Origin of the sequence: Mucilaginibacter sp. (assembly GCF_025359345.1) — a bacterium.
Taxonomy (GTDB): Bacteria; Bacteroidota; Bacteroidia; order Sphingobacteriales; family Sphingobacteriaceae; genus Mucilaginibacter.
The window spans coordinates 1-25,837 of the sequence record NZ_JANYGQ010000028.1; the positions used below are offsets into that span (position 1 = coordinate 1).

The window sequence follows — 25,837 nt, forward strand, 5'->3', positions numbered from 1 at the left end:
ATAGGTTCGAGCCCAGGTGGGCGCACCTCAAACAGTCAAAACAGCCCTCACGATATCGTGGAGGCTGTTTTTTGATTCGCAAGTTTTTGCAGCCTTTCTCATTCGCAGGTTTAAACGGTGTTTTCCAGCACTGTTGATTCGCAGTTTATTGTCGTTTTATTTTATTGATTCGCAACTATGAAAAAGTCAAGGGCGGGACTGTCTTGCTACATTGTTATTGACAGCCGGGTTAATCCGGCAGGATTATCCAAAGTTTTATTCAGGATCCAGCAGGCCCGTATCAAGCGGGACCTGTACACCGGCATCAAGTGGCCAAGGGCATTTTTTAGCGCCACCACGCAGCAGCTATTGCCCCGGTACGCTGATGATACGGACGTGATGCCATTCAACCTGCAGATAAACGAATACAAAACCAGGGCGCACCGGATGGCCTTAACAGGTTATCTCGAGAAAACCGATATCACGATTGATGATATTGTTAAGGAGTTTAATAACATGCACGTGGCCGAGGACTTTTTCTCGTTCATGGAGGTGAACGCGAACGCGTTATACAACCAGGATACGATTGTTAACCCAACATGGCGCCGGCACCGGTGCAGCCTTAATATCTTAAAAAAATATTATAAAAGGGAAGTTTTGCCCATAGGCCGGCTAAACCTTGATTTCATAGAAAAGTTCGATGCCTGGGCACGCACCAAGCACAAAGCAGGCCACAACACGGTTTGCGGTTATCACAAGGACATTAAAAAATATCTTTCAATTGCCGTCCGGAAGTGCCTGATCGCAAAGAACCCGTATGAGGATTTTTCTTTTGCTTATGTTGACGGTGACCGGGTGGCGCTTAACCGAGACGAGATCAATAATTTAATAACGCTGTTTAAGCACCCGCTGCTGGAGAGCTGCGACCGGGAAATATTGCGCCGGTTTTTATTTAGCTGTGTTACCGGGCTAAGGATATCCGACACGGGCCTGATCCACTCCAGCATGATACAAGGTAACGACCTGGTGTTTGTGCCATACAAAGGGCGCGCTGCCGGCAAAGTGCTAAGGTTGCCGCTGCAACGCATAGCACTGCAACTGATAGAGGGACGCAGCGGGTTACTGTTCGCGCAGTTTAGCCATGGTTACATTAATGAGCGCCTGAAGATCATCGGCGCCCGCGCGGGCATATTTAAGCGGCTAACCTACCACTGCGCCCGGGATACCTTTGGTACCCAGGCAGTAGAAATGAACATCCACATTAAGCTTATCTCCGAAATGATGGGGCACAGCAGTTTGAAGACGACCAGCATTTACTTAAAAATGAGCGATGCGGAAAAGAAACGGGCGATGGGCAAGTTTGATGAACGGTTTAAGTTATAACCGCCGCAGAAGCTGTTAAAAGCAGGAAATTTCTGTAAGATTGTAATAATCTGATAGCCAGTAAATTTCCTGCTTTTTAATGCTTACAACCGTAATTTAGCGTTTGTAAGGATGTAATTATTTCTTTACCTGGCTAAGTATCCAGTCTTCTTCTAAATCATGATACACGGTAAAGGCGTGTTTCTTTAACCAGGAATCATAAAATTCTACTTTTTGCTGAAGCTTGAGCAGCCGCTGCGCATTGCTTCTTTTTTGTTTTACTACCCGCATGGTTACAAATTTAAGCGATTTTTAATATACAGGCCACGTGCTGCAGTTGCACGCGCTGTATGGCGTTTAACAATGAAAGCGTGTGGAATATCGGCTCCAGTTGCGGCAATGGCAAATCTGCAGTGCGCACGGCGGCCAATAAAGTTAATATCCCCTCGCTGGCCTCGGTGATATCTACTGATTCAATAAAAAAACTGATAGAGCTTTGTAGCCGCTCCTGGGCTTGGGTGGTGGTAGTAGTGTCTCGCATGACTTTACTTTTTAAAATTGAAAAAAGCCCTGGCGGCTGCGAAACTATTACTGATTAGGTAATACACCAGTAGATACTGGAACGCCAGGGTTTATTTTAATCCAATAAGAGGTTACTGATTATATCAGTAATAGTTTCGCATTACAAACGTGCGAAAAGTAATTGAGAGTTACAAGCACAAAAAAAGCCGCTTTTCGGCGGCTTTGCAATACTATTAAAGTGGGATGTTAAAAGTCTTCATCAATTTTATGTGAGTATTTTTTTGTTTTAACTGCATACTTTAAATTCACAATTGTGTTTTTGGCATTTCCATCAATATTATACAAGATCAACCTGGCCCGCCCGGTATACTCACCTTTTTTGTTTTTAAACTGAGGGTCGGTTATATAAACGTCAGCTGAGTGCATGTCGGGCGATGCATCACCGTTTAAACCCCATATCACAAAGAAATCGGCTATTTCATACTTGTACTTTGCATCTTTTACCCATAAGTAAATATTGAACGAGATTGAATATGGTGGACTAAACAGCCCTACTTGACGGTGACCGAAAACCATAGCGTGTGCAATTATCTTACCCGCTTTAAAGTCCTCGTAGCTGATATAAGATTGGGCAACATAAAAATCCTTGGGTACCCATTCGCGCAAAGTCGAATAGATTTCTTCTTTTGAATAGCCAGGCATATCAACAGTTTCCTTATAAACAATCTCCTTTTTTTCGGTATCGATTGAAACGGTCGGATTAGGAATGATGTCCTGGGCTTGTAAGAACAGGGGTAACAGAAAGAACGCGAATATTAATTTCTTCATACCATTAGGTTTGGTTGCCCTAAATCTATAAAAAAAAATTAAGCTTTACTCTTATTCTGAAGCTGCACATATTTAGCATCTTCGCGTTTTAGGTAGTGATAGTCAATAACAACTTGCTGATCCTGTATCTTTTGCTCTATAGCTGCTAGCTTATCTACTACAGGGCCTAAATCAAACACCGGCATATTGGCCGGCTGCGCACTGCCGGTAAAACCACCTGCTGCATGTGCAGGTACCGAAGCCGAGCCTTGCTGCCTAAGTGCCTCCAGTGCACCCATTACATTGGCAGTATATGGATTTTTAAGCATCCAGTTTGGTGCAATCCATTCGCTACCGGCTTCTCCTGCTATATACTTTTTATTAAACAGTGTCGGCACATTTACATAGCCGGCAGGGTTATCGCTTGTGGCCAGGCCCGTGAAACCGCCATCAGCGTGCTTTGGAACTGAACCACTGCTGCCCGCTGCTAAATCAGTTACAGCCTCGGCAACGCCGCTTGCGATGATCGAAATAATAGAAAGGTTAGCCCGGGCGTCAGCAGCTGCAGCAAGCCCGGCTGCAATAAACTCTCCACCAGGCACAAGCGCATATTTAGCAAAGTACCCTGCGATCTCCACGCCTTCAGAAGCTTTTATCTTACCAATAGCGATAATTTTTTCCAGGGCGAGCTCTGCTAGCATGAGCGCTTTGTTTTTACCGAAGATTGAATTTACCAAAGCGAACCCAGATTGCATGAGCCCTGCCTTTGCCCCCTCAATTCCCTGCCTGGCTTTTAAAGCATCCTGCTGGGCCTCCACCTCCGACTTTATAAATTTAAGCCCCTGATCGTGCGCGCGTTTTTTATTGGCTATTTCGGCATCGGCCAGCTTTTTTTCTATAGATACGGTGTTTTGCCCATAATAAACCGCCAGGTAATATTCGTCGGCGTATGATGATTGATCTAGCTCGCTCTTGCGTCGCTCGTAGCCTTCCTGGCTAATTAAATCATCGGCTCGTTGCTGTTCGAGCACCCGCTGCTTTTCTGCGGCCCGAGACTGCAAAATCTGCATATCGTTTTTGAAATCAGCGTCTGAAGTAGCCACCAGCTGCGCTGCAGTATCAGAAGTCTGTAAATCCGATATCTGTTTATTATTGGCAGCCTTATCTGCAGGCGTAGCATTTTTGTTGCCATTAAGTTCACGCAGCTTTGCTATAAGCTTTTGGTATTTATCATCTATTACTTTTAGCTGCGCATCCAAACCTTCCAGTGTGCCTTTGGTGGCGCCGGCAATTAGATCGTCGATCTGACTATGAGTGTCACGCAATTGATTTTGGTATTCCTCCAGCGCTTTTTTCTGCGCCTCCAGCTTTTTAGCCTCGGCGTCACTTTCCTTGGCAGTTGGGCCGCCCTGGGGAGGCGTTACCGGGGGCTTCTCCCCATCTTTAGGTTTAAAGGTTTCATCAATCCCCAATTCTTTGATCAGGTCCGCCCGGGCCTTAACCATGGCATCGCCCTTTTTCATCATACCGGCTTCAAATTCCTGCAGGGCCCTGAATTCCGAAAGGGCATGGTTTGCGCTGAAGTCGGCGCTGAATATTCCGCCCGAGGTACCGTGGCCAGCCTCGATCATGTCGTGGTATTGCTTTAACAAACCACCCAGCTTATCTGCAGTTGTACCGTCAACCATTTTAAATTCGGGGAATTTTTGGTGCAGCTTAACGATCTCCTCGCGCATGTTACGCTCGGCCTCGATTTTTTTCATTCGCAGATCGGCCGTTTTTTCGTTTTGCGATTCAATTTCCTCGTCCTTTTTTGCCAGGATAATGCGGTTGATATACAAATCATTCAGCCGCTCAACGGCTGCAGCAATTTCCTGGTTGGTAGATTTCTCGGCATTCAGGTTTTTAAGGTGCTCAGGCGCCAGGGCGATAAACTTTTGAATAAGTTTTACCCGTTCATCGCCTTTTACATTTGTGTCCTGGATTTGTAAGCCGAGCATATTCATCTCAACCCGCTCATGTTCCAGCGTCTCCGAAAATTTTGTGGTAGTTAATTCTTCGATCACACTTAAAAAGGGTGAAAGAAAATCGGCCATTAGCGACTTTCCCTTAATTATCCATTTGCCAATCGTTTCCTGGATATTGTAAACGTCAAGCAACACAGCCTCGCACAGCTCCTTCATTGACGAGTCAAGCGTATATTTCTTGAGTTCACCTACAAATGCATCATTGACATCTTCAGCTTTGTAACGGCATCCGCATTGCGATGAGCAATGGTAGTAATAGTAATATTGTTTTCGTCCTTTTGATGCACTCCCTGTGAGTATCCTTGAACACCGGGAACATTCTAAGAACCCGCGCATTGGGATACAATAAGAAGGTGCAGTCTGATCGGGAATCACTGGTCACCTGCAACAATACCAGGCGGGTGTCCCGACGAATAAAAATGGCATCCAGAAAAGAGCGGTTATTGCGGTGTGAACAGGGAAAGCAGGTAAGCGACCAGCAAACCTAATTTGTAAACACCAAATACGACCTGTTGATAAACGGGTCAATATCTGAAGGATTTAATATCGAAAGTTCGACGCCAATCCCCCACGTGGCGGCTTTTGCTGCGCCTTCAATGGCTGCCTCGCCAATCGTTCCACCATATTTCGCGACTATCGCGCCAATTCCAAGGGCCAACCCTTTTTCAATAGGTATGTCGCGAAGTGTATCTTTAATGATGTCTTTCACTTGTTCTTGTCCGGCGTCCAGCGCATTTGAAAGAAACCCTTGTTGGTTAGGATTGAACCCATTGCAGTTGGCTGCACCGCAGGTCTGGAAATTGTTGTATCCGTTATAAAAATTCTGATAACTGCCACCAAAATATTGATTTACGATGCTGCTTTGGAGGGAGTTAATATTATTGCCGGGATTGATACCTGATGGACCTGCCCCCCCGGAATCACCCGGTCCGTCACCGCCACCATGAGGTCCAGCAGGCTGATTACCACCGGGACCAGTACCTGAGCCGTCATCGTCTGAGCCGGGAGCATTTGCATTGGGGGCAGGAGTTGAAGGAGTTTCAGAATTAGCCGAAAAAACACTAACTCCGACGAAATTTCCATTTTCAAAATATCCACCGCCGTTATAGACACTACCATTTTCTATTCCTGCATTTTCTCCTTCTCCTTCACCTTCTCCTTCTCCTTCTCCTTCTCCTTCTCCTTCTCCTTCTCCTTCACCTTCACCTTCACCTTCTCCTCCTTGAAAAAAGGCGAAATGTTTCGATAATTCCTTACTTTCTGTTGGATAGTGCATTAGTTAATAAATTAAATATTTCGGATTTTTCAAGTATTACTATCGTCTCATTTTTCAATGATGCCGCGAGAAATTTCAATAAGAATATAGAGGGTACAAATAATTTAAAAAAACTAATTGTACATAATATAAAGTGAAAAATTCACTGTAGATTATCCTATGTTCGGATATTGTTTTGAAGTTTTTTCATTTTGTATAAGGTTTTGATAATGTTAGTATTAAGGTTAAATAAAGTTATAGTTTTTTTTTGCAAATAAAATATTCCGGCAATTTTTTTAATTTTTATTAGCTTACGAATAAGTAAAATCTAATTGTATTTTATCATGTGTGACAAGCAATACCGATTACTGATTTACAAAAGTTTTTCCCTCCGTCATTGATCCTGAGGCTGGGCTCGAACCAATTTTTGGAGATTAAATAATATAAGTAGTATTTGGAACAGTTTGTTTTTGCTCCGGAGACTGGGCACGAACCTATTATATGTGAATCCAATTTATTTAATATTTAGAGCCGCTAATGTTTTTAAATCATCCATGAAATGGTTCGAGAATTGCCCAATTGGGTGCACTGATAAAGCCTCTTAGTTTTACTAAGGGGCTTTTTACTTTCAGGGGCCGCCGTTAATCTGCGGGCAGAGCGTGAACCTAACGTTATGAACCGAAGGCAATCATGCACATCATATCTACCACGGGATGAGCTCCGGGTTACAACAGACATCGCGGGCTTTTTCAAATTAATGTTTACATTTAATAAATTATTTAACCGCTCATACTATGAAAAGAAAGATACTTACAACGGTGGCTTTGATCCTTGCCTTTGGCGCGGCATTCGCATATTTTGCCGGCATTGATGGCAAATGGTCTGCCATGTTGAAAGGGCCTGATGGCAATGAATTCCCGATAGCTTATACTTTTAAAACCGGTGGCACAGCGCTCACAGGTACGGTGACTTCCTCAATAGGTAGCTTCGATATTTCTGATGGCATAATAAAAGGCGATAGCTTATGGTTCACTGCCAACATCAATACCATGAAGATTAAAAATATAGGCAGATACTATGCCGATGGCGACTCAATAAGCCTGCGCGTGGGTACCAGGTCGACTCATACTACATTAAAACGCTCCGTTGATAAATAAATCTCTTCATCCATAAAGCACGATTAAATCCTTGTAGTAAATTGACTATCAATTTATTATAAGGATTTTTAATTTTAAGACAGGAACAATGTTTTCGACAAATCCTTCGGTTCTGATTTGAATACAAACCGGCAGGGACGGAGCCGGGGTAGCGAAGACTTATTTAACCGCTAAAAATGATTAATGATATGCAAAAATAGCTTATCAATAATAGTCAGGGTATCATACTTTTGAAATAGATGAATTGGCCGAATCGCCGGTGATCAACACATAAGGGATCGCAAAGTCGATCCTAAATAAGCTTATTGAACGCTAAGATATGATAAACGTAAAATCAATACTCATCGTGTGTGTTTTGCTGGCAACAACTGGAGCGTATGCCACAGACGGTAAACCTGGTAAGTTGTGGTATAAACAACCTGCAAAAAAATGGGACGCAGAGGCGCTGCCTATTGGAAATGGTAGAATGGGCGCAATGTTGTTTGGCGGCATCAAGACTGAACACATTCAATTTAACGAACAAAGCCTTTGGGGTGGTGACAATAATTGGGATGGTGACTATGAAACCGGCGACCATGGGTTCGGTTCTTACCGCAACTTCGGCGAAGTTGTTATTAATTTTGATCATGCCGATACTGCCGCAGCATACCGGCGAATGTTGAATATCTCTACAGGTGTTCATACTACCTCATTTAGTATAAACGGTGTACGTTTTGAGCGGGAGGCGTTTGCGAGCAAGCCCGATCAGATGATGGTTTTTAAATATACCGCCGGTAAAAATGCAGCGCTGTCTGGAAGTATTGCCCTGGCTTCGGCCCAGGGAGCAGTCAGTATCGCAAATAACGGTGAACTAAGTTTCGCAGGCGAGATGCCGAACCATTTGAAGTACGCAGCAAGGATAAGAGTTGAACACCAGGGTGGTGTTGTAACGCATGAAGGCAACACTTTAATATTTAAAAACTGTAGTTCGCTACTTATTTACCTGGATGCGCGAACGAATTACAAGCCTGACTATCGATCGGATTGGCGCAGTACCGACCCTATGCCATTAATTCAACAGGAACAGAAGACAGCATCTCAGTTTGGCTATCAAAAATTGCTGGACCGGCATATAAAGGATATAACCCGTTTAACTGGGGCTGCCACAATTGTGATTGGCAAAACAGGCCCTGAGTTGCTGGCGCTCCCCACCGATATTCGGTTGAAAAAATATGCATCAGGAGGCAATGACCCTGGTTTGGAGGAAGCCATGTTTCAATATGGCCGGTACCTGTTAATAAGTTCTTCCCGTCCGGGTGGTTTACCGGCCAATTTACAGGGCTTGTGGAATAATAGCAACACACCACCCTGGGCCAGTGATTATCATAACAATATCAACATCCAAATGAACTACTGGTCGGCCGAATCCACGAATTTATCTGAATGTCATCTCCCTCTGATTGATTTTATTGTTGCAGCGGAGGAAGCCTGCAGAATTGCAACGCGTAAGGCATTTGGGCAAAACACCAGGGGATGGACAGCGCGTACAAGTCAGAGTATTTTTGGCGGCAATGGCTGGGAATGGAATATCCCCGCAAGTGCCTGGTATGCACACCATGTTTTTGAACATTGGGCATTTACGAATGATAAAGCCTACCTTAAAAATACTGCTTACCCCATACTAAAAGAAATTTGCCAGTATTGGGAAGATCGGTTGAAAGTAATGCCCGATGGCACATTAATGGTGCCCAACGGATGGTCGCCGGAACACGGCCCGCGGGAAGATGGCGTGATGCACGACCAGCAACTGGTATGGGACCTTTTTCAAAATTATACAGAGGCTGCTAAAGCACTGGGCATTGATGTTGATTATCAGAAAAAAATTGCAAACATGCAGGCTCATCTTGCTCCCAACAAAATTGGCAACTGGGGGCAGCTGCAGGAATGGCAAGCCGACAGGGATGACCCCGACGATCAGCATCGTCATACATCGCACCTGTTTGCTGTGTATCCGGGACGTCAAATTAGCTTAAACGAAACACCCAAACTTGCTAAAGCGGCGATTATTGCACTGCGGAGCAGGAGTGGTAACTATGGGAAAAATATTAATACACCATTCACCCTTGAATCAACAGTGGGCGATAGCAGGAGGTCATGGACATGGCCCTGGCGTTGTGCATTATGGGCTCGTTTAGGAGATGGCGAAAACGCGGGCATGATGATTAGAGGGTTACTTACCTACAATACCCTGCCCAACCTCTTTACCAGTCATCCCCCTTTTCAAATGGATGGTAATTTCGGTATAAGCGGCGCAATTGCCGAAATGCTTTTGCAAAGCCAGGCAGGGGAAATACAACTGTTGCCAGCTATTCCCAAAAATTGGGCAATTGAAGGAGCCTTTTATGGACTTAAGGCACGCGGCGGATTTACAATTAACTGCAAATGGGCTAATGGCAAAGTTATCTTTTATCAAATTTACTCTGAAAAACCTGAAAAGGTAAAGCTCCGGGTAAATGGTCAGCTCAAAGAAGTTTTATCGGAACGGTTGAAATGAGCACCAATTTCAAATATGTTTCCAAGGGCATTTACATTAACGGAGAGTTTGGTTACGCCGGGCGGGGTGATCTTTGCTAGTTACAAGCGGGCCGGCGAAGTTAAGACCGGTGCTATGGGAGCTTAGGAGACTATCTAAAGTCATTTTCAGAAGAGATACTTTTTGTAATAAAGCCTCCTGGATTGCCCGGAGGCTTTGCTGTTTTATGGATTTTGTGAGGCAGTTTTTGCGCCGTGCATTTTACAGCTGGCCCAAAATCCGCAACATTTGTTGCAAACGCAATATTCTTTGTTTTTAAGGGCCACTTTTTTGACAATATTTTGTGGAGGAAAATTTCACCCCCGTTTTTCTGTTTAATCACCTTTTAAATCATTTAAACCAAATATTTAGTTTTTATTTAAATACACTTAGTGTTTATTTAACACGTCATAAATTACAAACTGTTAGCATTATTTTGCTTTAAATTTTTGTTTTTTGGCATGTTATCTGCTTATCTTCGCCCGTAAACTATATCTAATATTTATGTATATTATACACTAAGCCTATGAAAAACTTCATGACTTTAGGGCAATTTATTATTGAAAAACAGGCCGATTTTCCTTATGCCAAAGGTGAGCTTTCACGCTTGCTGCGCGATATTGGCATTGCCGCCAAAATTGTTAACCGCGAGGTTAACAAGGCCGGTTTAATGGACATTTTAGGCAATGCAGGCAGCACCAACATACAGGGTGAGAGCCAGCAAAAACTTGATGTATATGCTAATGAACAGTTTATATCGGCATTAAAAAGCGGTGGCGAATGCTGCATTGTAGCATCCGAAGAAAATGAAGACATCATCCGCCTGGATACCGATGTTTCAAAAAATGCGAACTACATCGTCGCTATCGACCCATTGGACGGATCATCGAACATCGACGTAAATGTACCGGTTGGTACTATTTTTTCTATTTATCGCAGGCGTTCGATAGACGGCCCCGCTACTATTGACGATGTGCTCCAAAACGGAACAGCACAGGTGGCAGCTGGCTACGTAATATACGGCTCATCAACCATGCTGGTGTACACCACTGGTAAGGGCGTAAATGGCTTCACACTTGATCCCTCGATTGGTGAATTTTGCCTGTCGCACCCAAACATGCAAATGCCTGAAAGCGGGCTTATCTACTCCATAAACGAGGGTAACTATGTCCACTTTCCGCAAGGGGTTAAGCGGTATATTAAATATTGCCAGGTAGAGGATAAAGCCACCAGCAGGCCATATTCATCACGTTATATCGGTTCAATGGTGGCTGATATTCATCGCAATTTAATAAAGGGCGGTATATTTATTTACCCGGTTACAGCTTCGGCACCTAACGGCAAGCTGCGATTGGTTTATGAGTGCAACCCCATGGCCTTTTTAATAGAGCAGGCAGGGGGAAGGGCCACCAACGGCGCTTCCCGGATATTGGACATCGATGTGACTGAATTGCATCAGCGTTCGCCAATTTTCATCGGCTCTGAGCAAATGGTTCGCAAGGCGGAGAGTTTTATGGCCGGAGAATTATTACCGGATGTTAAAGAACACGAAATGGCAAACGCTTTTTAAAACCGGTACATGGCAAATATTTACCCATTTAGCGCCATTAGGCCCAGCCCGGTTTACGCCGACCAGTTAGTGTTTACCACCATGCAGGCCGAATCAGTAGCTGGCAATTTAAACAAAAGTGGGGCACTACCACCGCTTAAAACTTTGTTAGAAACTGTTGCAAGGCAAAGGCCCGAAATACCCGAACTACAGGCGGACGCTTTTGAAGAGGTGAAGAACAAGCTCCAAAGTTTGCTAAGTAACAACAGGCTTTGGCAGGAGGCAAAACCCGGCATATACGTTTATGAAATAGCACATAAAAACTACCGCCAGACCGGCATTTGGGCGCTCACCGGTTTGGCGGATTATACGACTGGCAAGGTGAAAATACACGAGCTTACCCTTGACGACAGTGTGCGCAGGCTGAAAAACTACAGGCAACATACCGGGTTGGAAGGTAATCCGGTCTTATTAACCTATCCGCCAAGTATGGTAATAAACCGGATAATTGCCGAAACCAGGGAGAAAACGAAAAAAACAAGTTTTGGCAATCGCGAAGCTTTCCACAGGCTTTGGAAAATTGAGGATGAGGCGACAATTAAAAAACTTACAGACGCTTTTGCACAAGTGGATGTAGTGTATGTTGCCGACGGGCATCATCGGCTTAAATCGGCCAGGATGCTGGCGCAGGAACAACAGGCTGCCGGCTTACCGGTGTTTGATACCATCACATCGCTTTATATGGCTACCGACCAATTACGGATGCAGGAATATGACCGTGTGGTATTACCTGCGAAGGCGATAGACAAACACGAAGTACTGGATAGGATAATGGAAAATTTTGATGCTAAGCGGATACACGGTAACAAGCCTTTGCAGCCGAAGGAGAAAACCCAAATGGGAATGCACCTGGCGGGCCGCTGGTTTAGCCTGGCGCCGATTAAACCGCCTACCGGGGAAAATGCTGATAGCCTTGACGTATCGATACTTCAAAACCAGGTTTTGGCCCCAATATTTGGCATCACTGATCCTGGGGCCGACACCCGTTTAAAATGCATTGGCGGCGATAAAGCTATTGAAGAAATACAAGCCTTGCTGGAGGAACACCCGCAAGCAGTGGTGTTTACACTTTGTCCGCTTTCTGTTGAGCAGTTGCTTAAAGTAGCCGATGCCGGTGAGATATTACCCCCTAAGTCGACGTGGATTACGCCAAAGGTGCCATATGGCCTTTTAATGTTCAGGCATAGTTAACCCCGTTATTTCACCCGTTTCGCACCGTTATTTCACCCCCTGCAAATACCGTTATAATACCCGTTGCGCTACAGGTTTTTAGTTTCTAAATTTAACCATTCATTAATTGATATGTTCTTAAACAAAAGAATACTAAATCGCTGCTCTATAAATACTTTAACCTAAACCTTATCACAATTTTGCAAAACTACAGTCCCGAACCGCCATCATTAAACCAAAGTGTCGACGAAAAACTTTTTCGCCTGCTTGTAGCAAACGTAAAAGATTACGCCATTTTTATGATTGACCCCAACGGCTGCCTAATGAGCTGGAACCCTGGTGCAACCAACATTATGACTTACCGCGAGGATGAGATCATTGGCAAGCACATAACCATTTTTTACACCGCAAAAGATGCTGAGAATAACGAACCGCGCAATCACCTGAACAAGGCGTTGACGTTTAGTTCGTTTGAAAGCGAAGGATGGCGGGTGCGTAAAGATGGGTCGGCATTTTGGGCAAACGTGGTTTTTACTACAGTTTACAACGATGCAGGGCATTTGACTGGTTTTGCAATAATTGTGAGAGACATTACCGAGCGTAAGCTGCAGGACCAACGGCGCGAAGAACTGAATGCCGAACTGGAAAAGCGCGTGCGTGAAAACACCAAAAAAATAATAACCAACGAACTGCGTTTTCGCAAACTGATTGAAAATAGTTATGACGGCATTACCCTGTTCGACCAAAACCGGCATATTATTTACCGCAGCATATCGTCGGAAGGGATAACGGGCTGGAGCAACACGGCCCGCGACGGTTATGAATTTACTGGACTCATTCATCCGGATGAGAAAGAACTGGTAGAGCAGTTGTTTACCGACTTATTGCTAAACCCAAGTGTACCAATGGTGTGCAGCTTTAGGGTGATGCACAAAAACGGGCACTACTTATGGGTTGAGTGTATTTTTACCAATATGCTTAACGACAAAAGCATTTCAGCCATTGTTTGCAATTTCAGGGACATAACCGGGCGGAAAAATGCTGAGGAAGAAATAAGAAAAAAAACTGCGCAGGTGGAAAATATATTAGAAAGCATTACTGACGGCTTTATAGCGCTGGATACCAACTTTTGCTATACCTATGCCAATAAAAAAATCGGCGAAATGCTGGGCTGTACTCCCGAATCTTTGATAGGGCGCAACGTATGGGAAGTTTTCCCGAAAGCAGTCGGCTCACACACCCACAAGGCCTTTAACGCGGCCATGAAAAAGCAGCAATACATTTGCCACCAGGATTACTACGCCCCTTTGAACCTATGGCAGGAAAACCATATTTATCCGTCAGCTTCGGGCTTGTCGGTCTTTATCAGGAACATTACTGAAAAGAAAATGGCAGAGCTGGAGCGGGAGAAAATTACTGCCGACCTGGTTAGGCGCAACAATGACCTGGAACAATTTACCTACATTATATCGCATAATTTGCGGTCGCCGGTAGCGAATATCAAGGGCTTGTCGGATTTGCTGAATTGTTTTGATCACACCGACCCCGATTGTATAACAACAATCGACTCGCTGGCCCAGCGTTGAAAGCGAATTAGGTAAATGGACGGAATTTAAAATAACGTTGCTGCTGGACAAAGGGGCGTATAAAAAGCAAAGCTGGTTAAAATAACCACGGAGTGACAGAGGACGCACAGGGAACACTGAGCCTATCAAGCAGGCAAACCATTTTTTAAATCTCTGTTTTCTCTGTGTTTACCCTCAGCGTCTTTGTGGTTAAAAAACGCCACGCTCATCAATCATAAAAGAATAACCAATTATATTTTCGTGATGTGATAAGGAAACCGGAATACCAATTTCCTCGTTCTCCTTAAATAATACGGGGCAGCCATTTTCATTTTTATCCACCCTAAAATCAAATTCCCCATACAGCCTATTCAATCTTTCAATTAAAAAATGCCTTACTTCTTTTGATTGGTTTTCATGAGCGGTGCCAGAAATTATTTTAAATCCCCAACAGGTATTTTCGAAATCGTTGGCGTCATTAATTACCGTTGATATTAATTTATCATACAGTAATGAGCAGGAGTGGAGCTTAACTTCTCCAGACGCGATAATACCGGTTAAGGCCGGATAGCCGTTAAATCCAATTCCCTCTTCTGTAATAGCATCGAATTTTTCAATGATATAAGCAGACGGTAGGCGTAATTCTTCAACTACAAACTTTACCGGCGTAAAAACCAAACCGGGATTATGTCTTTGCAGGAATTTATAGGCCGATTCTTTTATCGACCATAATAACCACACAAAATTTTCGAAAGGTATTCCAGCTAAACTGAACTCGTTGTAAAGGGGAGTTTCGGAGTCAGTGAGTACTTTGGAGTAAAATTTATGTTGATTGGTGCGGGCAGCGTTTATTGCACTTAGTGCTACAACATCGTTACCCGTACTAATCATGCCTTTTGATTTAGTTTTTCGCTTATCACATCAATACAGGTGCCTACATTCACCATTTTATCTGCCGAATCGTAGTCAATTTCAATATCATATTTAGCTTCTGCATCTATAATTATATCAACCAGGTTTGCCGAATTGATTTTCAAATCTTTGATGAGGTCAGTTTGCTCATTGATGCTTGCAAGCATCTCTTTGTTAGTAGTATAGGGCGCAATTACCTTTTTGAGCTCATCTAAAATTTCCGTTCTTGTCATTTTATTTGTTGTATTTACTTAGTATTAAACAGGAGTTCACATCCCCAAAGCCAAAATTTGCTTTAGCTGCAATGTTAACTTCTTTTTTTATCATTTTAACCGGCAGTTTTTCCAAACTTACCAGGTTTGCTATCTCGGGGTTTGGATCCTCAAAATTTATATTCGGATGTACAAACCCGTGCACTATCTGCAATATGGATGCCACAGTTTCAATGGAACCTGCCGCGCTAAGCGAATGGCCTATCATCGACTTCAATGAGTTGGTTAGCGGAAAATCATCCCCGCCCCGGCCCAAAGCTGTTATCCAGTTTTGAATTTCCTGCCTGTCGGCATTAGTTGCCGTCAAATGGCCGCTTATCAAATCAATTTGATCGGGGCCAACACCTGCCATTGACATTGCCTCGGTAATACACCTTACAACGCCGGTTGAGTTGGCGGCGGTCATAGTTCCGCCAAGCCTTTGCCCGCCCGAATTGCTCGAACCGCCCAAAACCTCGGCGTAAATGTGCGCGCCGCGTTCCAGCGCAAAATCCAAATCCTCCAACACCAACGCACCCGACCCTGAACCAGGCACAAAGCCACCAGCCGTAATACTCATTGGCCTCGATGCCTTTTCGGGGGTATCGTTAAATTTGCGCGAGAGGACCCGCATCGAGTCGAACGCGCCATAAACGTAGGTGTCTACATGTTCTGTGCTGCCCACCAGCATCCGTTTGGCATAACCATCTTTTATAAATTCATAGCCCATTAAAATAGCTTGCGTGCCTGTGGCACAAGCAGATGAATTGGTCACTACTTTATTCCCGAGGCCCAATCTGCCCGAAATATAGGACGTTACCCCGCTATTCATAGCCTGCTCAACTACCCGCGAACCAAGCTTTTTCGCTTCCTTGTTGTCGACCTTCGCGATAACATTTTTCATAGCCTCGGTATCGGCAATACTGTTACCAAAAACACAGCCTGTCTCCCAGCGCGGTTCCTCGGTTTCCCAATCCATTCCCGAGTCGGCCCAGGCATCCATGGCGGCTACTAAGCCGTAACCAATGTTAGTACCTTTAAGCCCGTGAAAAACGACTTCAGAGATATAGTTTTTTGTTTTTAAGCTTTCCCAGTCAAAAGCAGGCATACCCGCAACCTGGCAACTAAAATTGAGCTCCTGGTAACGTGGCATAAACTTTATACCCGATATGCCATTTTGTATAGCATGTAAAAAAGCCGGGATACCTACGCCGTTTGGCGATACTACACCCATCCCGGTTACAACTACACGCTTACCCATTTTTTTTCAAGTCGATATTTTTTATAATGCCCGAAAACATACCGCTAGCAACTAATTCGTGCTCGCTGTCCAGCATCTCCACATAACATTTTAATTTGCCGAAGCGAAAATATTGTTTTTTAGAAACCACTGTTACTTTTTGCCCCGGTAAAACCATCTTAAAAAAGGATACGTCGGTTGATGTGAGCAGGGGAAATAAATTCTCATCGTCGTCAAAATTCAAGTCCGTCTCCTTTAAAATTAAAAATATACCTAAAACTACCAGGCCAATTTGCGCCATAATTTCAGTAATAATAACGCCGGGTGTTACCGGATTGCCTGCAAAATGATCCTCATAAAAAAAGGAGTCTTGCTTTAGCGTGTATTCGCCTCTAACCTCGTTTTCACTCAGCAGTGATATATTATCTACAAAACGGAAAGACGATTTATATGGTAAATGGTTTAATATATGATTGTTCATGAATGCATTTAATTTTACTACCGGCAGTGCTCGCCTCCGTCTGCATGAATAATTGAACCATTTATCCAGGCGGCCTCGTCTGTACACAGCAGGTAGATAACACCGGCAACGTCATCTGGTTTTGTCAATCTTTTAAAAGGATTGCGTTCAGCGCCCATTACCAATAATTTCTCGCTCCCCGGGATCATTTTTAGCGATGCGGTTGCAGTTACGCCGGCTTGTATAATGTTGGTTTTCAATCCATAAATACTAAATTCAACCGCCATGTATTTTGCCAGGCTTTCCAGCGATGCCTTCGCGATGGATACCGCCGCGTAACCTTCCCAGTACTTGTGTGCACCTTCGCTGGTAAGGCCTATAATGCGCCCGTCGTTATTAAAGAGGCCGGCATTTAAAATAGACTTTGTCCAATCAAGCAGACTGTTGCTCATGGCATAGGTGGTCATTTGGATATCGTCAATTGACAGGGTGTTGTACGCCTCGTCGCTTGGATTATCTTTAATGGTGAGTGGTTTTAAATTACCGCGGGCAATACTGTGAAGCAATAATTTTACGCTGTCTTCAGGAGCTATGGCAGCAAATTCAGTTACAAAGGATTCCCTTGCTGTCGCATCCAACGCATTAATGTTGTATGGTAAAATTTTTACTGAATTGGATTGCGCAATTTGAAGGAGTTGTTCTTTAAGGGCTTTATCGGCAGCTTTATTCTCGCGGTAAATAACAGCTACGTTCATGCCGTGTGTGGCCAGTTTTTCGGCCGCGGCAAAGCCGAATCCACCCGAACCACCCAAAATAACCGCCCATAAATCTTTAAATTGTAGATGTTTATCCATTAAAACTCCTTAAACCTTTGCAGTTTTAACCTGTCTTTGTTATGTTAACGTTAACTTATTGGGTGCAATACTCCTTAATTAGCCGTCAAAGTAAGCAAAAATAGCTTAAATATAGTGTATGTATTACATATATTATAACAATTGGCGGGCTTGTATGTTACATGTCAGTAACAATTATGGTGGATTTTGGCAAACCGCCAATTTTTGCATTTAATTGAGTTGCCGAAACTTATATTTTATTTATGTTTGATAGCTATGAAAATTGTTTATAAATGGAAAGCGCTCTTTGTTTTCCTGTTGATTGCCGGGTTTGCCAAAACAACATCTGCCCAGCAAAAATTTGAAAAGGCCGAATTTTATAAAGTGATGGATGAAGGCAATTTAACCGCTATAAACAGCCAGATTGAAATTGTACAAGCATCATCATCGCCAAATAAAGAAGGATACGAAGGCGCCCTGTTGATGCGTAAGGCAGACAAGGTAGCGGTACCGGGGCAAAAGCTGAAATTCTTTAAGGCCGGCCGGATAAAATTAGAAACGGCATTGTTGGCAGACAATGATAATACTGAATACCATTTTTTGCGGTTAGCTATTGAAGAGCACGCGCCAAAAATTGTAAAGTATCATTATGATATTGAAAAAGACAAAGCAATTGTGCTGAAGAATTTCAAAAGCCTGCCTGAATCGGTGCAGCATGCTATCAGAGATTATTGTAAAAAATCAAAAGTTCTGCATGCGGAAGAATTGTAACTTTGTGCCCCAATGAGTAAAAAAGTCCTGGCAATTTACTATACCCAATCGGGCCAGATGGGAGAAATTATTGACACGTTTACCGCCCCGCTTGTTGAAGCCGGCGCATCTGTCGAAAAAGTACAGGTGAAGCTGGTGAACGGTTACGAATTCCCCTGGACGGGCAAAAGCTTTTTTTCGGTTATGCCCTCCTGTGTGTTGGGGATTCCGGAGCCAATAGAGCCCTTAAATTTAAAGGAAACTAATTACGACCTGGTTGTTTTAGGCTATCAGCCCTGGTTTTTATCTCCAAGCATCCCGACAAACTCCTTGCTGCAAAGTGATGAGTTTAAGGCGATAATAAAAGATACGCCCGTAGTAACGATAAGCGCGGGGCGTAATATGTGGATTAACTCCTACGTTAGGGTGCGGAAGATGATAAAGGATGCAGGGGCGAATTTAAGGGGCAACATAGCGTTGCTGGACAAGCACCCAAATCCGATAAGTTTTGTAACTATTTTTTACTGGATGCTAACCGGCAAAAAAGACAGGTATTTGAATATCTTCCCCAAACCCGGTGTTTCAGAACAGGATATTGCCACAACAGTTGTATACGGCGCAACGGTAGCCAGTCATCTTAAAAATGGCAACTGGGACACCTTGCAGGACGAGTTAATAGCCCAAAAAGCCGTCGAAATTAACTATAAACTGATGTTTATTGAGGCACGGGCCAAACCGATATTTGCTGTGTGGGCAAAGATTATTGCAGGACGGAAGAACCGCACGCCCTGGCTCAGCGCATTTAAATATTATCTTTTTGTTGCATTATTTTTGGGCGCGCCTGTTTTATTAACGCTCGATGCAATATTTTTAAAACCTTTTTCGTCAAAACGAATTAAACGTAATAAATTAAAATACTTACAAGTAATAAATTAAGATTCCCTAAAATGTCTGATACCAAAGTTTATATCAACCATACCGCTGCGTTTTTCCCAAACGAGCCTGTTTCGAACGACGAAATGGAGCAGTACCTGGGGTATATTGATAATAGACCATCAAAATCGAAAAAAATTGTGCTGCGCAACAATGGTATAGTAAACCGTTATTATGCGCTTGATAAGGATCACAAATCTACCCATACCAATGCCCAGATGACTGCCGAAGCGGTAAGGGCTTTATTTGATAACGACCCCGAAAAAATGAAAGGCCTCGAATTGCTTTCATGCGGTACTTCATCGCCCGACCAGATGATGCCAAGCCACGGCGTAATGACCCATGGCTGGATACCCGAAGTTGGGGGAATAGAAGTGGTATCACCGTCAGGTGTTTGCTGCGCGGGTATGCATGCTTTAAAATATGCTTACCTGGCTATTAAATCTGGCGAGGTTACAAAGGCGGTTGCAACCGGTTCGGAGCGGTTTTCAGGTTTGTTGGTCTCTGAAGTTTTTGAAGAAGAAGCGCAGAAACTGAAAGAGATGGAAGAAAACCCTTTCATTGCTTTTCAAAAGGATTTTTTAAGATGGATGCTAAGCGATGGCGCATCGGCATTTTTAATGACGGATAAACCAAACGAAGAAGGCTTGTCATTACGTGTTGAATGGATCGAAGGCGTATCCTACGCAAACGAAATGGCCACCTGCATGTATATGGGCGGCGAAAAGCAGGAAGACGGTACCTTAAAAGGCTTTATGGATTATACGCCCGAAGAGATTATGACCAAATCTATCTTCAGCGTAAAACAGGATATTACTTTATTGAGTGATAATATTGTTCCGCTTGGGGGCAGAAAAATAAAAGAGATATTTGAGAAAAAAGGGCTTGGTGTTGACGATATAGACTACTTTTTACCGCACATCAGCAGTAACTTCTTCAAGAGCAAGATTTACGACATGATTGAGATTTATGGAGGCGGCATCCCTTACGAAAAATGGTTTATCAACCTTTATACTGTAGGTAACGTGGGCGCAGCATCAATTTACCTGATGATTGACGAACTGTTTAAAAGCGGTCGTTTAAAGAAAGGTGAGAAAATTCTTTGTCTTGTTCCTGAAAGCGCGCGATTCTCGTATATGTACGCTATGCTCACTGTTTGCTAAGTAGACCGAATGAAGAAGGATGAAGTGCCACAGGATTTAAGTTCGCTTGGAAAAATTACCAAAGAAGTTTGTTATGCAACAGATAGCGATGGTAAATATGTAACCGAGCTAAGCAGCGGCTGGGAGGTAAAAATCACAGCGCTTGATACAGCCTGGGGCGATATTCAAAAACGGGTTGCAGCCGCAAAACAGCAGGTTTTGGAAGGCAAGGCAAGTCCCCTTTTATTTTTTATGGAATACAGGCTGATGGACGTCGCTATTTTAGCAGGATATACCGGCTTTTGGAAGTGGCAGGTAAAAAGACATTTAAAGCCGGAAGTATTCAACACATTGTCTGATAATAAACTACAAAAATACGCCGAAGCGTTTAATACAAAGGTGGATGACCTTAAAACTATGACCGTGCATGAAGATTGATTTTGAACATCGTCAGGCTGCACATTGTGAATCGGGCGTAACCAGCAACTTATTGTGGAATGCATCCGGCGGTAAAATTACCGAGCCATTGGCCTTTGGCATAGGGGCTGGGTTATTTTATGTTTACGTACCCTTTATTAAGATCAATAATGGCCCGGCGATAGCTTTTCGCACGTTCCCGGGGCATATATTTAAGCGCACCTGCAAATCGTTGGATATTGCAGTGGTCAGCAAAAAATTTGGCTCAAAGGAAAAGGCCCAAATCTATTTGGATGAATGCCTGGATAATGGCCACGCAGTTGGCTGCCAGGTCGGTGTTTATTACTTACCCTATTTCCCGAAAGAGTACCGTTTCCATTTTAACGCGCATAACCTGATAGTTTATGGTAAGGACGGCGACAACTATTTAGTTAGCGACCCGATAATGGAAGGGACAAATGTGATGGATAGCTATCAACTGGAAAGGGTGCGTTTTGCAAAAGGCGCATTATCGCCTAAAGGGCATATTTACTATCCGAAAGAAAATAAAACTATTAGCGACGACCAGATAAGGCAGGCCATTAAAGGTGGTATCAAAAAGAATGTATACAATATGTTGAATATTCCCGGCAGCTTTGCCGGCGTGAGCGGTATAAAAAATACCGGCCTTAAAATAAAGAAATGGCGCGATAAGCTTGGGCTGGAGAAAGCCGGCTTGTACCTGGCCCAAATGGTACGCATGCAGGAAGAGATTGGCACCGGCGGTGGTGGCTTTCGATACATCTACGGCGCTTTTTTGCAGCAGGCAGATGTTTACCTGCCGGGCAACCATTTAGCCGATATCAGCAGTATATTTACCAAGGCAGGCGACATGTGGCGCACGGCAGCAGTGCATGCCGCAGGCATTTACAAAGGCCGCATAGGCAGCCAGGACGATTTTAATACTATGGGCGATTACCTGCTTGAAATTGCAGCTATTGAAAAAACGGCTTTTGAAACTTTAAAGCAAATAAAATGGCAGTAAGCACTCCATTAGCTATTGACGTTGCCGACATGGGTTTTAAATATCCGGGCAATGCAGACGTGTCGTTTTCAAAATTGAACCTGAAGGTAGCAAAAGGCGAACGTTTCGGACTATTTGGCCCCAATGGAGCGGGCAAGACCACACTTATAAGCCTGATGACGGGTTTGCTTTCTGCAGATGAAGGACATATCAAACTTTTAGGCCAGAAAGTCGGCAAACATAACAATTCGGTTAATAAGCTGTTTGGCTTTGTGCCGCAGGATTTTTCATTTTACCAGGAACTAAGCCCGGTTGAAAACCTTCAATTTTTCGGCGCCTGGAGCGGTTTAAATAAGCAAACCATTAAACAGCGTACGGACGAACTGCTGGATATATTAGGACTGGATGAGGTGCGCAATAAACCGGTCGACAAGTTTAGTGGAGGCATGAAGCGAAGGGTTAATTTGGCCATCGGCGTAATACATAAACCTGAAATTATATTTTTAGATGAGCCGACGGTGGGGGTAGATGTGCAAACCCGCCACGCAATTATAGCTTACCTGCTGGAATTAAATAAAGGCGGTACAACGTTGATTTACACGTCACACCAGCTAAGCGAGGCCGAAGATCTTTGTAAACAGGTTGCCCTGATTGACAATGGCAAAATTATAGCACAAGATAGTTTAGATAAATTAATGGCCGACCATAAACAAGAAAGCCTTGAACAGATGTTTTTGAACTTAACCGGAAAGGACATAAGAAACGATGTTTAAGTTAAAGGCCACCATAATAAAGGATATCCGGATTTTGCTGCGCGATAAAGTTGGCATATCGCTGATGTTTGTTATGCCCATTATTTTGGTAGTGGTAGTTACCAGCATCCAGAACAGCACCTTTCAACTGGTTAACAAAAACCGGCTTTCGATACTCATTAATAACAGCGATACCGGGCAGGCCAGCAAGCAATTGATAAAAGCCATCGGTAAAATCGGGATGTTTAAGGTATCGCAGGTAAAAGGCCCCCAAACTGAAAAATCAATAACAGAAATTATGCACCAGCGAGATGCGATGCTGGGTGTTATTATTCCTGCAAATTTCTCCGCCCGGGTTTCTGCAAAATCAAAAAATATTGCAGGCAAAGCACTAACAAGCTTTGGGTTGCAGGGCGATACGGTAAAAAAAGTTTACGATGTTGACCCTTTAACATTGTATTATAACCCTATTCTGCAGGAATCAATCAGGCTATCGGTAAAAGGCGCGGTAGGTAGTGCCCTACAACTTGTTGAAAGTCGGGAGACTTTAAGGAGCCTCTACTTTTCTATCAATGAAAAGCAACTGCCCGAAAGCCTTGAAAATGAAATGCTGAACAATAAAACAGCCATAAATGAAATCCCGGTGAGTAAGGACGGTACGCGCATTACGCCGAACGCTACCCAACACAACGTACCTGCATGGACAATTTTTGCCATGTTCTTTATCATTATGTCCTTAGGAGGCAGCGTGGTAAGGGAGAAAGTAAGCGGCAGTTTTATCCGTTTAAAAACATTGCCTACTAATTATATGGTAGGCCTGTTATCGAAGCAAATAGTCTACTTGTTGGTTACAATTTTGCAGGCGGCAGTGATATTCTCGATGGGTATCTGGTTGTTCCCGTTTTTTGGGTTGCCTGCGCTCAATTTACCGTCTGACTTGTCGGCGTTAGTAATTGTTACCATAATTTGCGGCTGGTGCGCAGTTAGTTATGCCATTTGTGTAGGCGTATTTGCAGATACGCAGGAACAGGCCAATGGCTTTGGCGCGGTATCAATAGTGATACTGGCGAGCATAGGCGGTTTAATGGTGCCCAGCTTCGCCATGCAGGGCTTTTTTAAGTCGGCAGCAGATATTTCGCCGATGCACTGGTGCTTACAGGCCTATTATACTTTATTCCTCGAAGGTGGGAAATTAAAGGATGTTGTAAACAATATCATACCTTTGTTTATTATTACACTTGTGTTTCAATTTGTAACCTTTATCGGGTTAAAACGAAAGAATTTAATATAATTGCCTCAATGGAGACCACAGCACTCAAAGAACAACTAAAGACCCAAATCATAAAGTTTTTAAACCTTACCGACCTTACCCCAGCCGATATAAAAGACGATGAGCCACTATTTGGCGATGGCCTGGGCCTGGATTCTATTGACTCACTCGAACTTATCGTATTGCTGAAAAAAGAATACGGCATCGATATCCGTGATCCCCGTGAAGGCCGTAAAGTGCTGGTAGATGTGGCTACGATGGCGGATTATATTCAGGAACATTCAAGCAAGTAATTTTTTGTCTTAAAATTTTGTCCTTGCGAGGAGGAACGACGAAGCAACCTCGTCGCAATGCGTAGCCACTAATGTATATTCGCCGTGTATAGATATGAAGTTGCCTCCGTTAATCAGCGGGACGCGGTGACAAAGTTGGTTAAGTGCAAATGAAACTGCCTTGGAATTTGAAACAAACCCTATCTCCATCAACCAACTTAGCATTTACATTAATCTCATCGACGATTAATTTATAGCCAATTTCTAACAGAATAGCATTTGTTGCCGCTGGATCAATCATCCCAATAAACTTTAAACCACCCGCTTTTTTAAGCTGAACGGAATATCCAAGCGCGCTTTCCAAAACATCTTTTACAAGCTGTAACATACACGCACCCGGCACCACAGGCTGTCCGGGGAAATGTCCTTTAAAAATAGGACTGCCAGAGTTGATGGACAAATCAGCTTTTATAATACCATCTGTATGGATTAAGCTGTGTACAATAAATAAATCATCAATCCCTGCTTCCATACCTCGCAATTATATCGCTGAAACCAGCATTAATGAATGATATTTATTTTGGTAGTGGTTGTATAGCAATATTTTTTTCGAGGTAGCTGTAAACTCTGGGGTTTGCAAAATAGCTCTGGGTACAACGCCCTGTTTTACAATGTTTGCTGCCAGCCATAACGCAAATGTTGATGCCACAGTGTATTCACCGCAAAGGTGTTTGTAAGCAGCGAGGCTGGTATTTTTAAATAGCGAATCACAAACCTGGGTGTAAATTGCATCATTTCTTATGTCGCCGTTTTTGCCGGTAATTACGAGGTCGATATCCGCAGCTGTTAACGAATGCTCATATAAAAATGTGGTAATGCGCTTTTCAAGGTCGGTTGGTTTATAAAAGAACGTATGCCCGAGCAATTCGGCTTGATTATCAGGTGATGGTTTATCTGTTAACAGGAAAAAACCTGCGCCTTCGCCACCGATCGTTCCTTTTGTTTTATACTCGTATAGTGACAGATTTGTCACTCGTTCGCGCTTGTATAAACCCAAACGGGTTAAAACAGTAAAGCTGGTATCCACCATTTCCTCAGTTCCGCCCACTAATATATTATCGGCTTCCTGCTCATTTAAAAGCATAGTTGCATCAAGCAGTGCACTTTCAAACGACATGCCTTTGTGCACAAACGTGTTATTATAGGCATGGCATTGCAGCATTAAGGCTATTTGAGCAGCCACCGTATTATGGGTTGATTGTATGAAGGCAGTAGGGGGAAGCAACTCTTCTTCCTGTTCAATTATGCGGGTTAAAAACGTCACAGTATCTTCCATGCAGCCAAACGCCGTGCCGGTGATTATGGCGCCAGGCATTTCAACATTGCCGTTTATCAAGCATTCTTTTGCTGCAGATACGCCCATTTTTATCACATGGCTCATCCGCCGTATTTGCTTCGGATCGATGAACTGTTTATAATCGGGTTCAATTGCTCTTAAACGAGTGCCGTTATATTCAACAACGTCTGTTAAAAAGCCTTGGTTGCCAAAAGTATTTTGCGCCGATATACAGGCCGATGAGCGGATATATACTTTCATG

General features: G+C 43.5%; 27 protein-coding genes. 14 read left to right on the forward strand and 13 right to left on the reverse strand.

What is annotated here, in order from left to right; genetic code table 11:
• Window positions 1–177 precede the first annotated feature (177 nt).
• On the forward strand, window positions 178–1,362 hold the full coding sequence (locus tag Q0R52_RS18465) for a site-specific integrase (RefSeq protein ID WP_295796882.1): 1,185 nt from the start codon (window positions 178–180) through the stop codon (window positions 1,360–1,362).
• Window positions 1,363–1,479: 117 nt separating this feature from the next.
• Here the strand turns inward: Q0R52_RS18465 and Q0R52_RS18470 are convergent, their stop codons facing one another.
• The 5 genes from Q0R52_RS18470 to Q0R52_RS18490 all read right to left on the reverse strand — a co-directional run bounded on the left by Q0R52_RS18470 (window position 1,480) and on the right by Q0R52_RS18490 (window position 5,973).
• Window positions 1,480–1,632: a hypothetical protein gene (locus tag Q0R52_RS18470; protein ID WP_295796883.1), complete on the reverse strand. Its 153-nt coding sequence runs from the start codon at window positions 1,630–1,632 to the stop codon at window positions 1,480–1,482.
• Window positions 1,633–1,642: 10 nt separating this feature from the next.
• Window positions 1,643–1,882 carry a hypothetical protein gene (locus tag Q0R52_RS18475; RefSeq protein ID WP_295796884.1) on the reverse strand — a complete coding sequence of 80 codons (240 nt, stop codon included), beginning with the start codon at window positions 1,880–1,882 and terminating at the stop codon, window positions 1,643–1,645.
• Window positions 1,883–2,109: 227 nt separating this feature from the next.
• Window positions 2,110–2,691 (reverse strand): DUF4468 domain-containing protein, encoded by a 582-nt coding sequence (locus tag Q0R52_RS18480; protein WP_295796886.1) that lies wholly within the window; start codon window positions 2,689–2,691, stop codon window positions 2,110–2,112.
• Window positions 2,692–2,729: 38 nt separating this feature from the next.
• Window positions 2,730–4,853, reverse strand: coding sequence for a hypothetical protein (locus tag Q0R52_RS18485; protein ID WP_295796888.1), 2,124 nt, complete (start codon window positions 4,851–4,853; stop codon window positions 2,730–2,732).
• 328 nt (window positions 4,854–5,181) lie between these two features.
• Entirely contained in the window at window positions 5,182–5,973 is a 792-nt protein-coding gene (locus Q0R52_RS18490; protein ID WP_295796889.1) for a hypothetical protein, read from the reverse strand.
• Window positions 5,974–6,746: 773 nt separating this feature from the next.
• On the opposite strand from Q0R52_RS18490, the gene Q0R52_RS18495 reads away from it, so the two are divergent.
• Window positions 6,747–7,109, forward strand: coding sequence for a hypothetical protein (locus tag Q0R52_RS18495; RefSeq protein ID WP_295796891.1), 363 nt, complete (start codon window positions 6,747–6,749; stop codon window positions 7,107–7,109).
• Window positions 7,110–7,428: 319 nt separating this feature from the next.
• Window positions 7,429–9,642, forward strand: coding sequence for a glycoside hydrolase N-terminal domain-containing protein (locus Q0R52_RS18500; protein WP_295796892.1), 2,214 nt, complete (start codon window positions 7,429–7,431; stop codon window positions 9,640–9,642).
• Between the two features lie 130 nt (window positions 9,643–9,772).
• Here Q0R52_RS18500 and Q0R52_RS18505 read toward each other — a convergent pair whose 3' ends face one another.
• A complete protein-coding gene (locus tag Q0R52_RS18505) occupies window positions 9,773–10,003 on the reverse strand; it encodes a hypothetical protein (protein ID WP_295796894.1) in 231 nt (76 codons plus the stop codon).
• A 183-nt stretch (window positions 10,004–10,186) separates the two neighbouring features.
• Here Q0R52_RS18505 and fbp point away from each other — a divergent pair, with 183 nt between their 5' ends.
• From fbp to Q0R52_RS18520, 3 genes are all read left to right on the forward strand, one after another.
• A complete protein-coding gene (gene fbp, locus Q0R52_RS18510) occupies window positions 10,187–11,230 on the forward strand; it encodes a class 1 fructose-bisphosphatase (RefSeq protein ID WP_295796897.1) in 1,044 nt (347 codons plus the stop codon).
• 9 nt (window positions 11,231–11,239) lie between these two features.
• Window positions 11,240–12,460, forward strand: a complete 1,221-nt coding sequence (locus tag Q0R52_RS18515; RefSeq protein WP_295796898.1) for a DUF1015 family protein — start codon at window positions 11,240–11,242, stop codon at window positions 12,458–12,460.
• A 179-nt stretch (window positions 12,461–12,639) separates the two neighbouring features.
• Window positions 12,640–14,025: a PAS domain-containing sensor histidine kinase gene (locus Q0R52_RS18520; RefSeq protein WP_295796900.1), complete on the forward strand. Its 1,386-nt coding sequence runs from the start codon at window positions 12,640–12,642 to the stop codon at window positions 14,023–14,025.
• Window positions 14,026–14,214: 189 nt separating this feature from the next.
• Here Q0R52_RS18520 and Q0R52_RS18525 read toward each other — a convergent pair whose 3' ends face one another.
• From Q0R52_RS18525 to Q0R52_RS18545, 5 genes are read right to left on the reverse strand one after another with little or no spacing between them, the layout of a single operon-like run.
• A complete protein-coding gene (locus Q0R52_RS18525) occupies window positions 14,215–14,895 on the reverse strand; it encodes a 4'-phosphopantetheinyl transferase superfamily protein (RefSeq protein ID WP_295796902.1) in 681 nt (226 codons plus the stop codon).
• Window positions 14,892–15,149 (reverse strand): acyl carrier protein, encoded by a 258-nt coding sequence (locus tag Q0R52_RS18530; RefSeq protein WP_295796904.1) that lies wholly within the window; start codon window positions 15,147–15,149, stop codon window positions 14,892–14,894. Before Q0R52_RS18530 ends, Q0R52_RS18525 begins: the two co-directional genes overlap by 4 nt.
• A 1-nt stretch (window position 15,150) precedes the next feature.
• Entirely contained in the window at window positions 15,151–16,428 is a 1,278-nt protein-coding gene (locus tag Q0R52_RS18535) for a beta-ketoacyl-[acyl-carrier-protein] synthase family protein (RefSeq protein ID WP_295796906.1), read from the reverse strand.
• The gene (locus tag Q0R52_RS18540; RefSeq protein ID WP_295796908.1) at window positions 16,421–16,888 is read right to left on the reverse strand and encodes a hydroxymyristoyl-ACP dehydratase; all 468 of its coding nucleotides are present in this window, start codon (window positions 16,886–16,888) and stop codon (window positions 16,421–16,423) included. The genes Q0R52_RS18535 and Q0R52_RS18540 overlap by 8 nt, the downstream gene beginning before the upstream one ends.
• Before the next feature lie 17 nt (window positions 16,889–16,905).
• A complete protein-coding gene (locus Q0R52_RS18545; RefSeq protein ID WP_295796910.1) occupies window positions 16,906–17,721 on the reverse strand; it encodes an SDR family oxidoreductase in 816 nt (271 codons plus the stop codon).
• 255 nt (window positions 17,722–17,976) lie between these two features.
• Here Q0R52_RS18545 and Q0R52_RS18550 point away from each other — a divergent pair, with 255 nt between their 5' ends.
• The 8 genes from Q0R52_RS18550 to Q0R52_RS18585 are packed head-to-tail and all read left to right on the forward strand — an operon-like array spanning window position 17,977 to window position 24,260.
• Window positions 17,977–18,471: a hypothetical protein gene (locus tag Q0R52_RS18550; protein ID WP_295796912.1), complete on the forward strand. Its 495-nt coding sequence runs from the start codon at window positions 17,977–17,979 to the stop codon at window positions 18,469–18,471.
• A 12-nt stretch (window positions 18,472–18,483) separates the two neighbouring features.
• The gene (locus Q0R52_RS18555; RefSeq protein ID WP_295796914.1) at window positions 18,484–19,386 is read left to right on the forward strand and encodes a hypothetical protein; all 903 of its coding nucleotides are present in this window, start codon (window positions 18,484–18,486) and stop codon (window positions 19,384–19,386) included.
• 11 nt (window positions 19,387–19,397) lie between these two features.
• Complete coding sequence (locus Q0R52_RS18560) at window positions 19,398–20,546, forward strand: beta-ketoacyl-ACP synthase III (protein WP_252789318.1); 1,149 nt, start codon at window positions 19,398–19,400, stop codon at window positions 20,544–20,546.
• A 9-nt stretch (window positions 20,547–20,555) separates the two neighbouring features.
• Entirely contained in the window at window positions 20,556–20,963 is a 408-nt protein-coding gene (locus Q0R52_RS18565) for a hypothetical protein (protein ID WP_295796917.1), read from the forward strand.
• Window positions 20,953–21,966, forward strand: coding sequence for a BtrH N-terminal domain-containing protein (locus tag Q0R52_RS18570; RefSeq protein WP_295796918.1), 1,014 nt, complete (start codon window positions 20,953–20,955; stop codon window positions 21,964–21,966). The genes Q0R52_RS18565 and Q0R52_RS18570 overlap by 11 nt, the downstream gene beginning before the upstream one ends.
• Window positions 21,957–22,718, forward strand: a complete 762-nt coding sequence (locus Q0R52_RS18575; protein WP_295796920.1) for an ABC transporter ATP-binding protein — start codon at window positions 21,957–21,959, stop codon at window positions 22,716–22,718. The genes Q0R52_RS18570 and Q0R52_RS18575 overlap by 10 nt, the downstream gene beginning before the upstream one ends.
• Entirely contained in the window at window positions 22,711–23,988 is a 1,278-nt protein-coding gene (locus tag Q0R52_RS18580; protein ID WP_295796922.1) for an ABC transporter permease, read from the forward strand. The genes Q0R52_RS18575 and Q0R52_RS18580 overlap by 8 nt, the downstream gene beginning before the upstream one ends.
• A gap of 8 nt (window positions 23,989–23,996) precedes the next feature.
• On the forward strand, window positions 23,997–24,260 hold the full coding sequence (locus tag Q0R52_RS18585; RefSeq protein ID WP_295796924.1) for a phosphopantetheine-binding protein: 264 nt from the start codon (window positions 23,997–23,999) through the stop codon (window positions 24,258–24,260).
• A gap of 139 nt (window positions 24,261–24,399) precedes the next feature.
• On the opposite strand, the gene Q0R52_RS18590 is transcribed toward Q0R52_RS18585, so the two are convergent.
• On the reverse strand, window positions 24,400–24,771 hold the full coding sequence (locus Q0R52_RS18590) for a hypothetical protein (protein ID WP_295796926.1): 372 nt from the start codon (window positions 24,769–24,771) through the stop codon (window positions 24,400–24,402).
• 9 nt (window positions 24,772–24,780) lie between these two features.
• Window positions 24,781–25,836 (reverse strand): beta-ketoacyl synthase chain length factor, encoded by a 1,056-nt coding sequence (locus Q0R52_RS18595; RefSeq protein WP_295796928.1) that lies wholly within the window; start codon window positions 25,834–25,836, stop codon window positions 24,781–24,783.
• Window position 25,837: the final 1 nt, after the last annotated feature.

Excerpts from the sequence above, each read along its gene's own strand:
- Q0R52_RS18465 (WP_295796882.1), top strand. The coding sequence starts at position 178 with ATGAAAAAGTCAAGGGCGGGACTGTCTTGCTACATTGTTATTGACAGC.
- Q0R52_RS18470 (WP_295796883.1), bottom strand. The coding sequence starts at position 1,632 with ATGCGGGTAGTAAAACAAAAAAGAAGCAATGCGCAGCGGCTGCTCAAG.
- Q0R52_RS18475 (WP_295796884.1), bottom strand. The coding sequence starts at position 1,882 with ATGCGAGACACTACTACCACCACCCAAGCCCAGGAGCGGCTACAAAGC.
- Q0R52_RS18480 (WP_295796886.1), bottom strand. The coding sequence starts at position 2,691 with ATGAAGAAATTAATATTCGCGTTCTTTCTGTTACCCCTGTTCTTACAA.
- Q0R52_RS18485 (WP_295796888.1), bottom strand. The coding sequence starts at position 4,853 with ATGAAGGAGCTGTGCGAGGCTGTGTTGCTTGACGTTTACAATATCCAG.
- Q0R52_RS18490 (WP_295796889.1), bottom strand. The coding sequence starts at position 5,973 with ATGCACTATCCAACAGAAAGTAAGGAATTATCGAAACATTTCGCCTTT.
- Q0R52_RS18495 (WP_295796891.1), top strand. The coding sequence starts at position 6,747 with ATGAAAAGAAAGATACTTACAACGGTGGCTTTGATCCTTGCCTTTGGC.
- Q0R52_RS18500 (WP_295796892.1), top strand. The coding sequence starts at position 7,429 with ATGATAAACGTAAAATCAATACTCATCGTGTGTGTTTTGCTGGCAACA.
- fbp (WP_295796897.1), top strand. The coding sequence starts at position 10,187 with ATGAAAAACTTCATGACTTTAGGGCAATTTATTATTGAAAAACAGGCC.
- Q0R52_RS18515 (WP_295796898.1), top strand. The coding sequence starts at position 11,240 with ATGGCAAATATTTACCCATTTAGCGCCATTAGGCCCAGCCCGGTTTAC.
- Q0R52_RS18525 (WP_295796902.1), bottom strand. The coding sequence starts at position 14,895 with ATGATTAGTACGGGTAACGATGTTGTAGCACTAAGTGCAATAAACGCT.
- Q0R52_RS18530 (WP_295796904.1), bottom strand. The coding sequence starts at position 15,149 with ATGACAAGAACGGAAATTTTAGATGAGCTCAAAAAGGTAATTGCGCCC.
- Q0R52_RS18535 (WP_295796906.1), bottom strand. The coding sequence starts at position 16,428 with ATGGGTAAGCGTGTAGTTGTAACCGGGATGGGTGTAGTATCGCCAAAC.
- Q0R52_RS18540 (WP_295796908.1), bottom strand. The coding sequence starts at position 16,888 with ATGAACAATCATATATTAAACCATTTACCATATAAATCGTCTTTCCGT.
- Q0R52_RS18545 (WP_295796910.1), bottom strand. The coding sequence starts at position 17,721 with ATGGATAAACATCTACAATTTAAAGATTTATGGGCGGTTATTTTGGGT.
- Q0R52_RS18550 (WP_295796912.1), top strand. The coding sequence starts at position 17,977 with ATGAAAATTGTTTATAAATGGAAAGCGCTCTTTGTTTTCCTGTTGATT.
- Q0R52_RS18555 (WP_295796914.1), top strand. The coding sequence starts at position 18,484 with ATGAGTAAAAAAGTCCTGGCAATTTACTATACCCAATCGGGCCAGATG.
- Q0R52_RS18560 (WP_252789318.1), top strand. The coding sequence starts at position 19,398 with ATGTCTGATACCAAAGTTTATATCAACCATACCGCTGCGTTTTTCCCA.
- Q0R52_RS18565 (WP_295796917.1), top strand. The coding sequence starts at position 20,556 with ATGAAGAAGGATGAAGTGCCACAGGATTTAAGTTCGCTTGGAAAAATT.
- Q0R52_RS18570 (WP_295796918.1), top strand. The coding sequence starts at position 20,953 with ATGAAGATTGATTTTGAACATCGTCAGGCTGCACATTGTGAATCGGGC.
- Q0R52_RS18575 (WP_295796920.1), top strand. The coding sequence starts at position 21,957 with ATGGCAGTAAGCACTCCATTAGCTATTGACGTTGCCGACATGGGTTTT.
- Q0R52_RS18580 (WP_295796922.1), top strand. The coding sequence starts at position 22,711 with ATGTTTAAGTTAAAGGCCACCATAATAAAGGATATCCGGATTTTGCTG.
- Q0R52_RS18585 (WP_295796924.1), top strand. The coding sequence starts at position 23,997 with ATGGAGACCACAGCACTCAAAGAACAACTAAAGACCCAAATCATAAAG.
- Q0R52_RS18590 (WP_295796926.1), bottom strand. The coding sequence starts at position 24,771 with ATGGAAGCAGGGATTGATGATTTATTTATTGTACACAGCTTAATCCAT.
- Q0R52_RS18595 (WP_295796928.1), bottom strand. The coding sequence starts at position 25,836 with ATGAAAGTATATATCCGCTCATCGGCCTGTATATCGGCGCAAAATACT.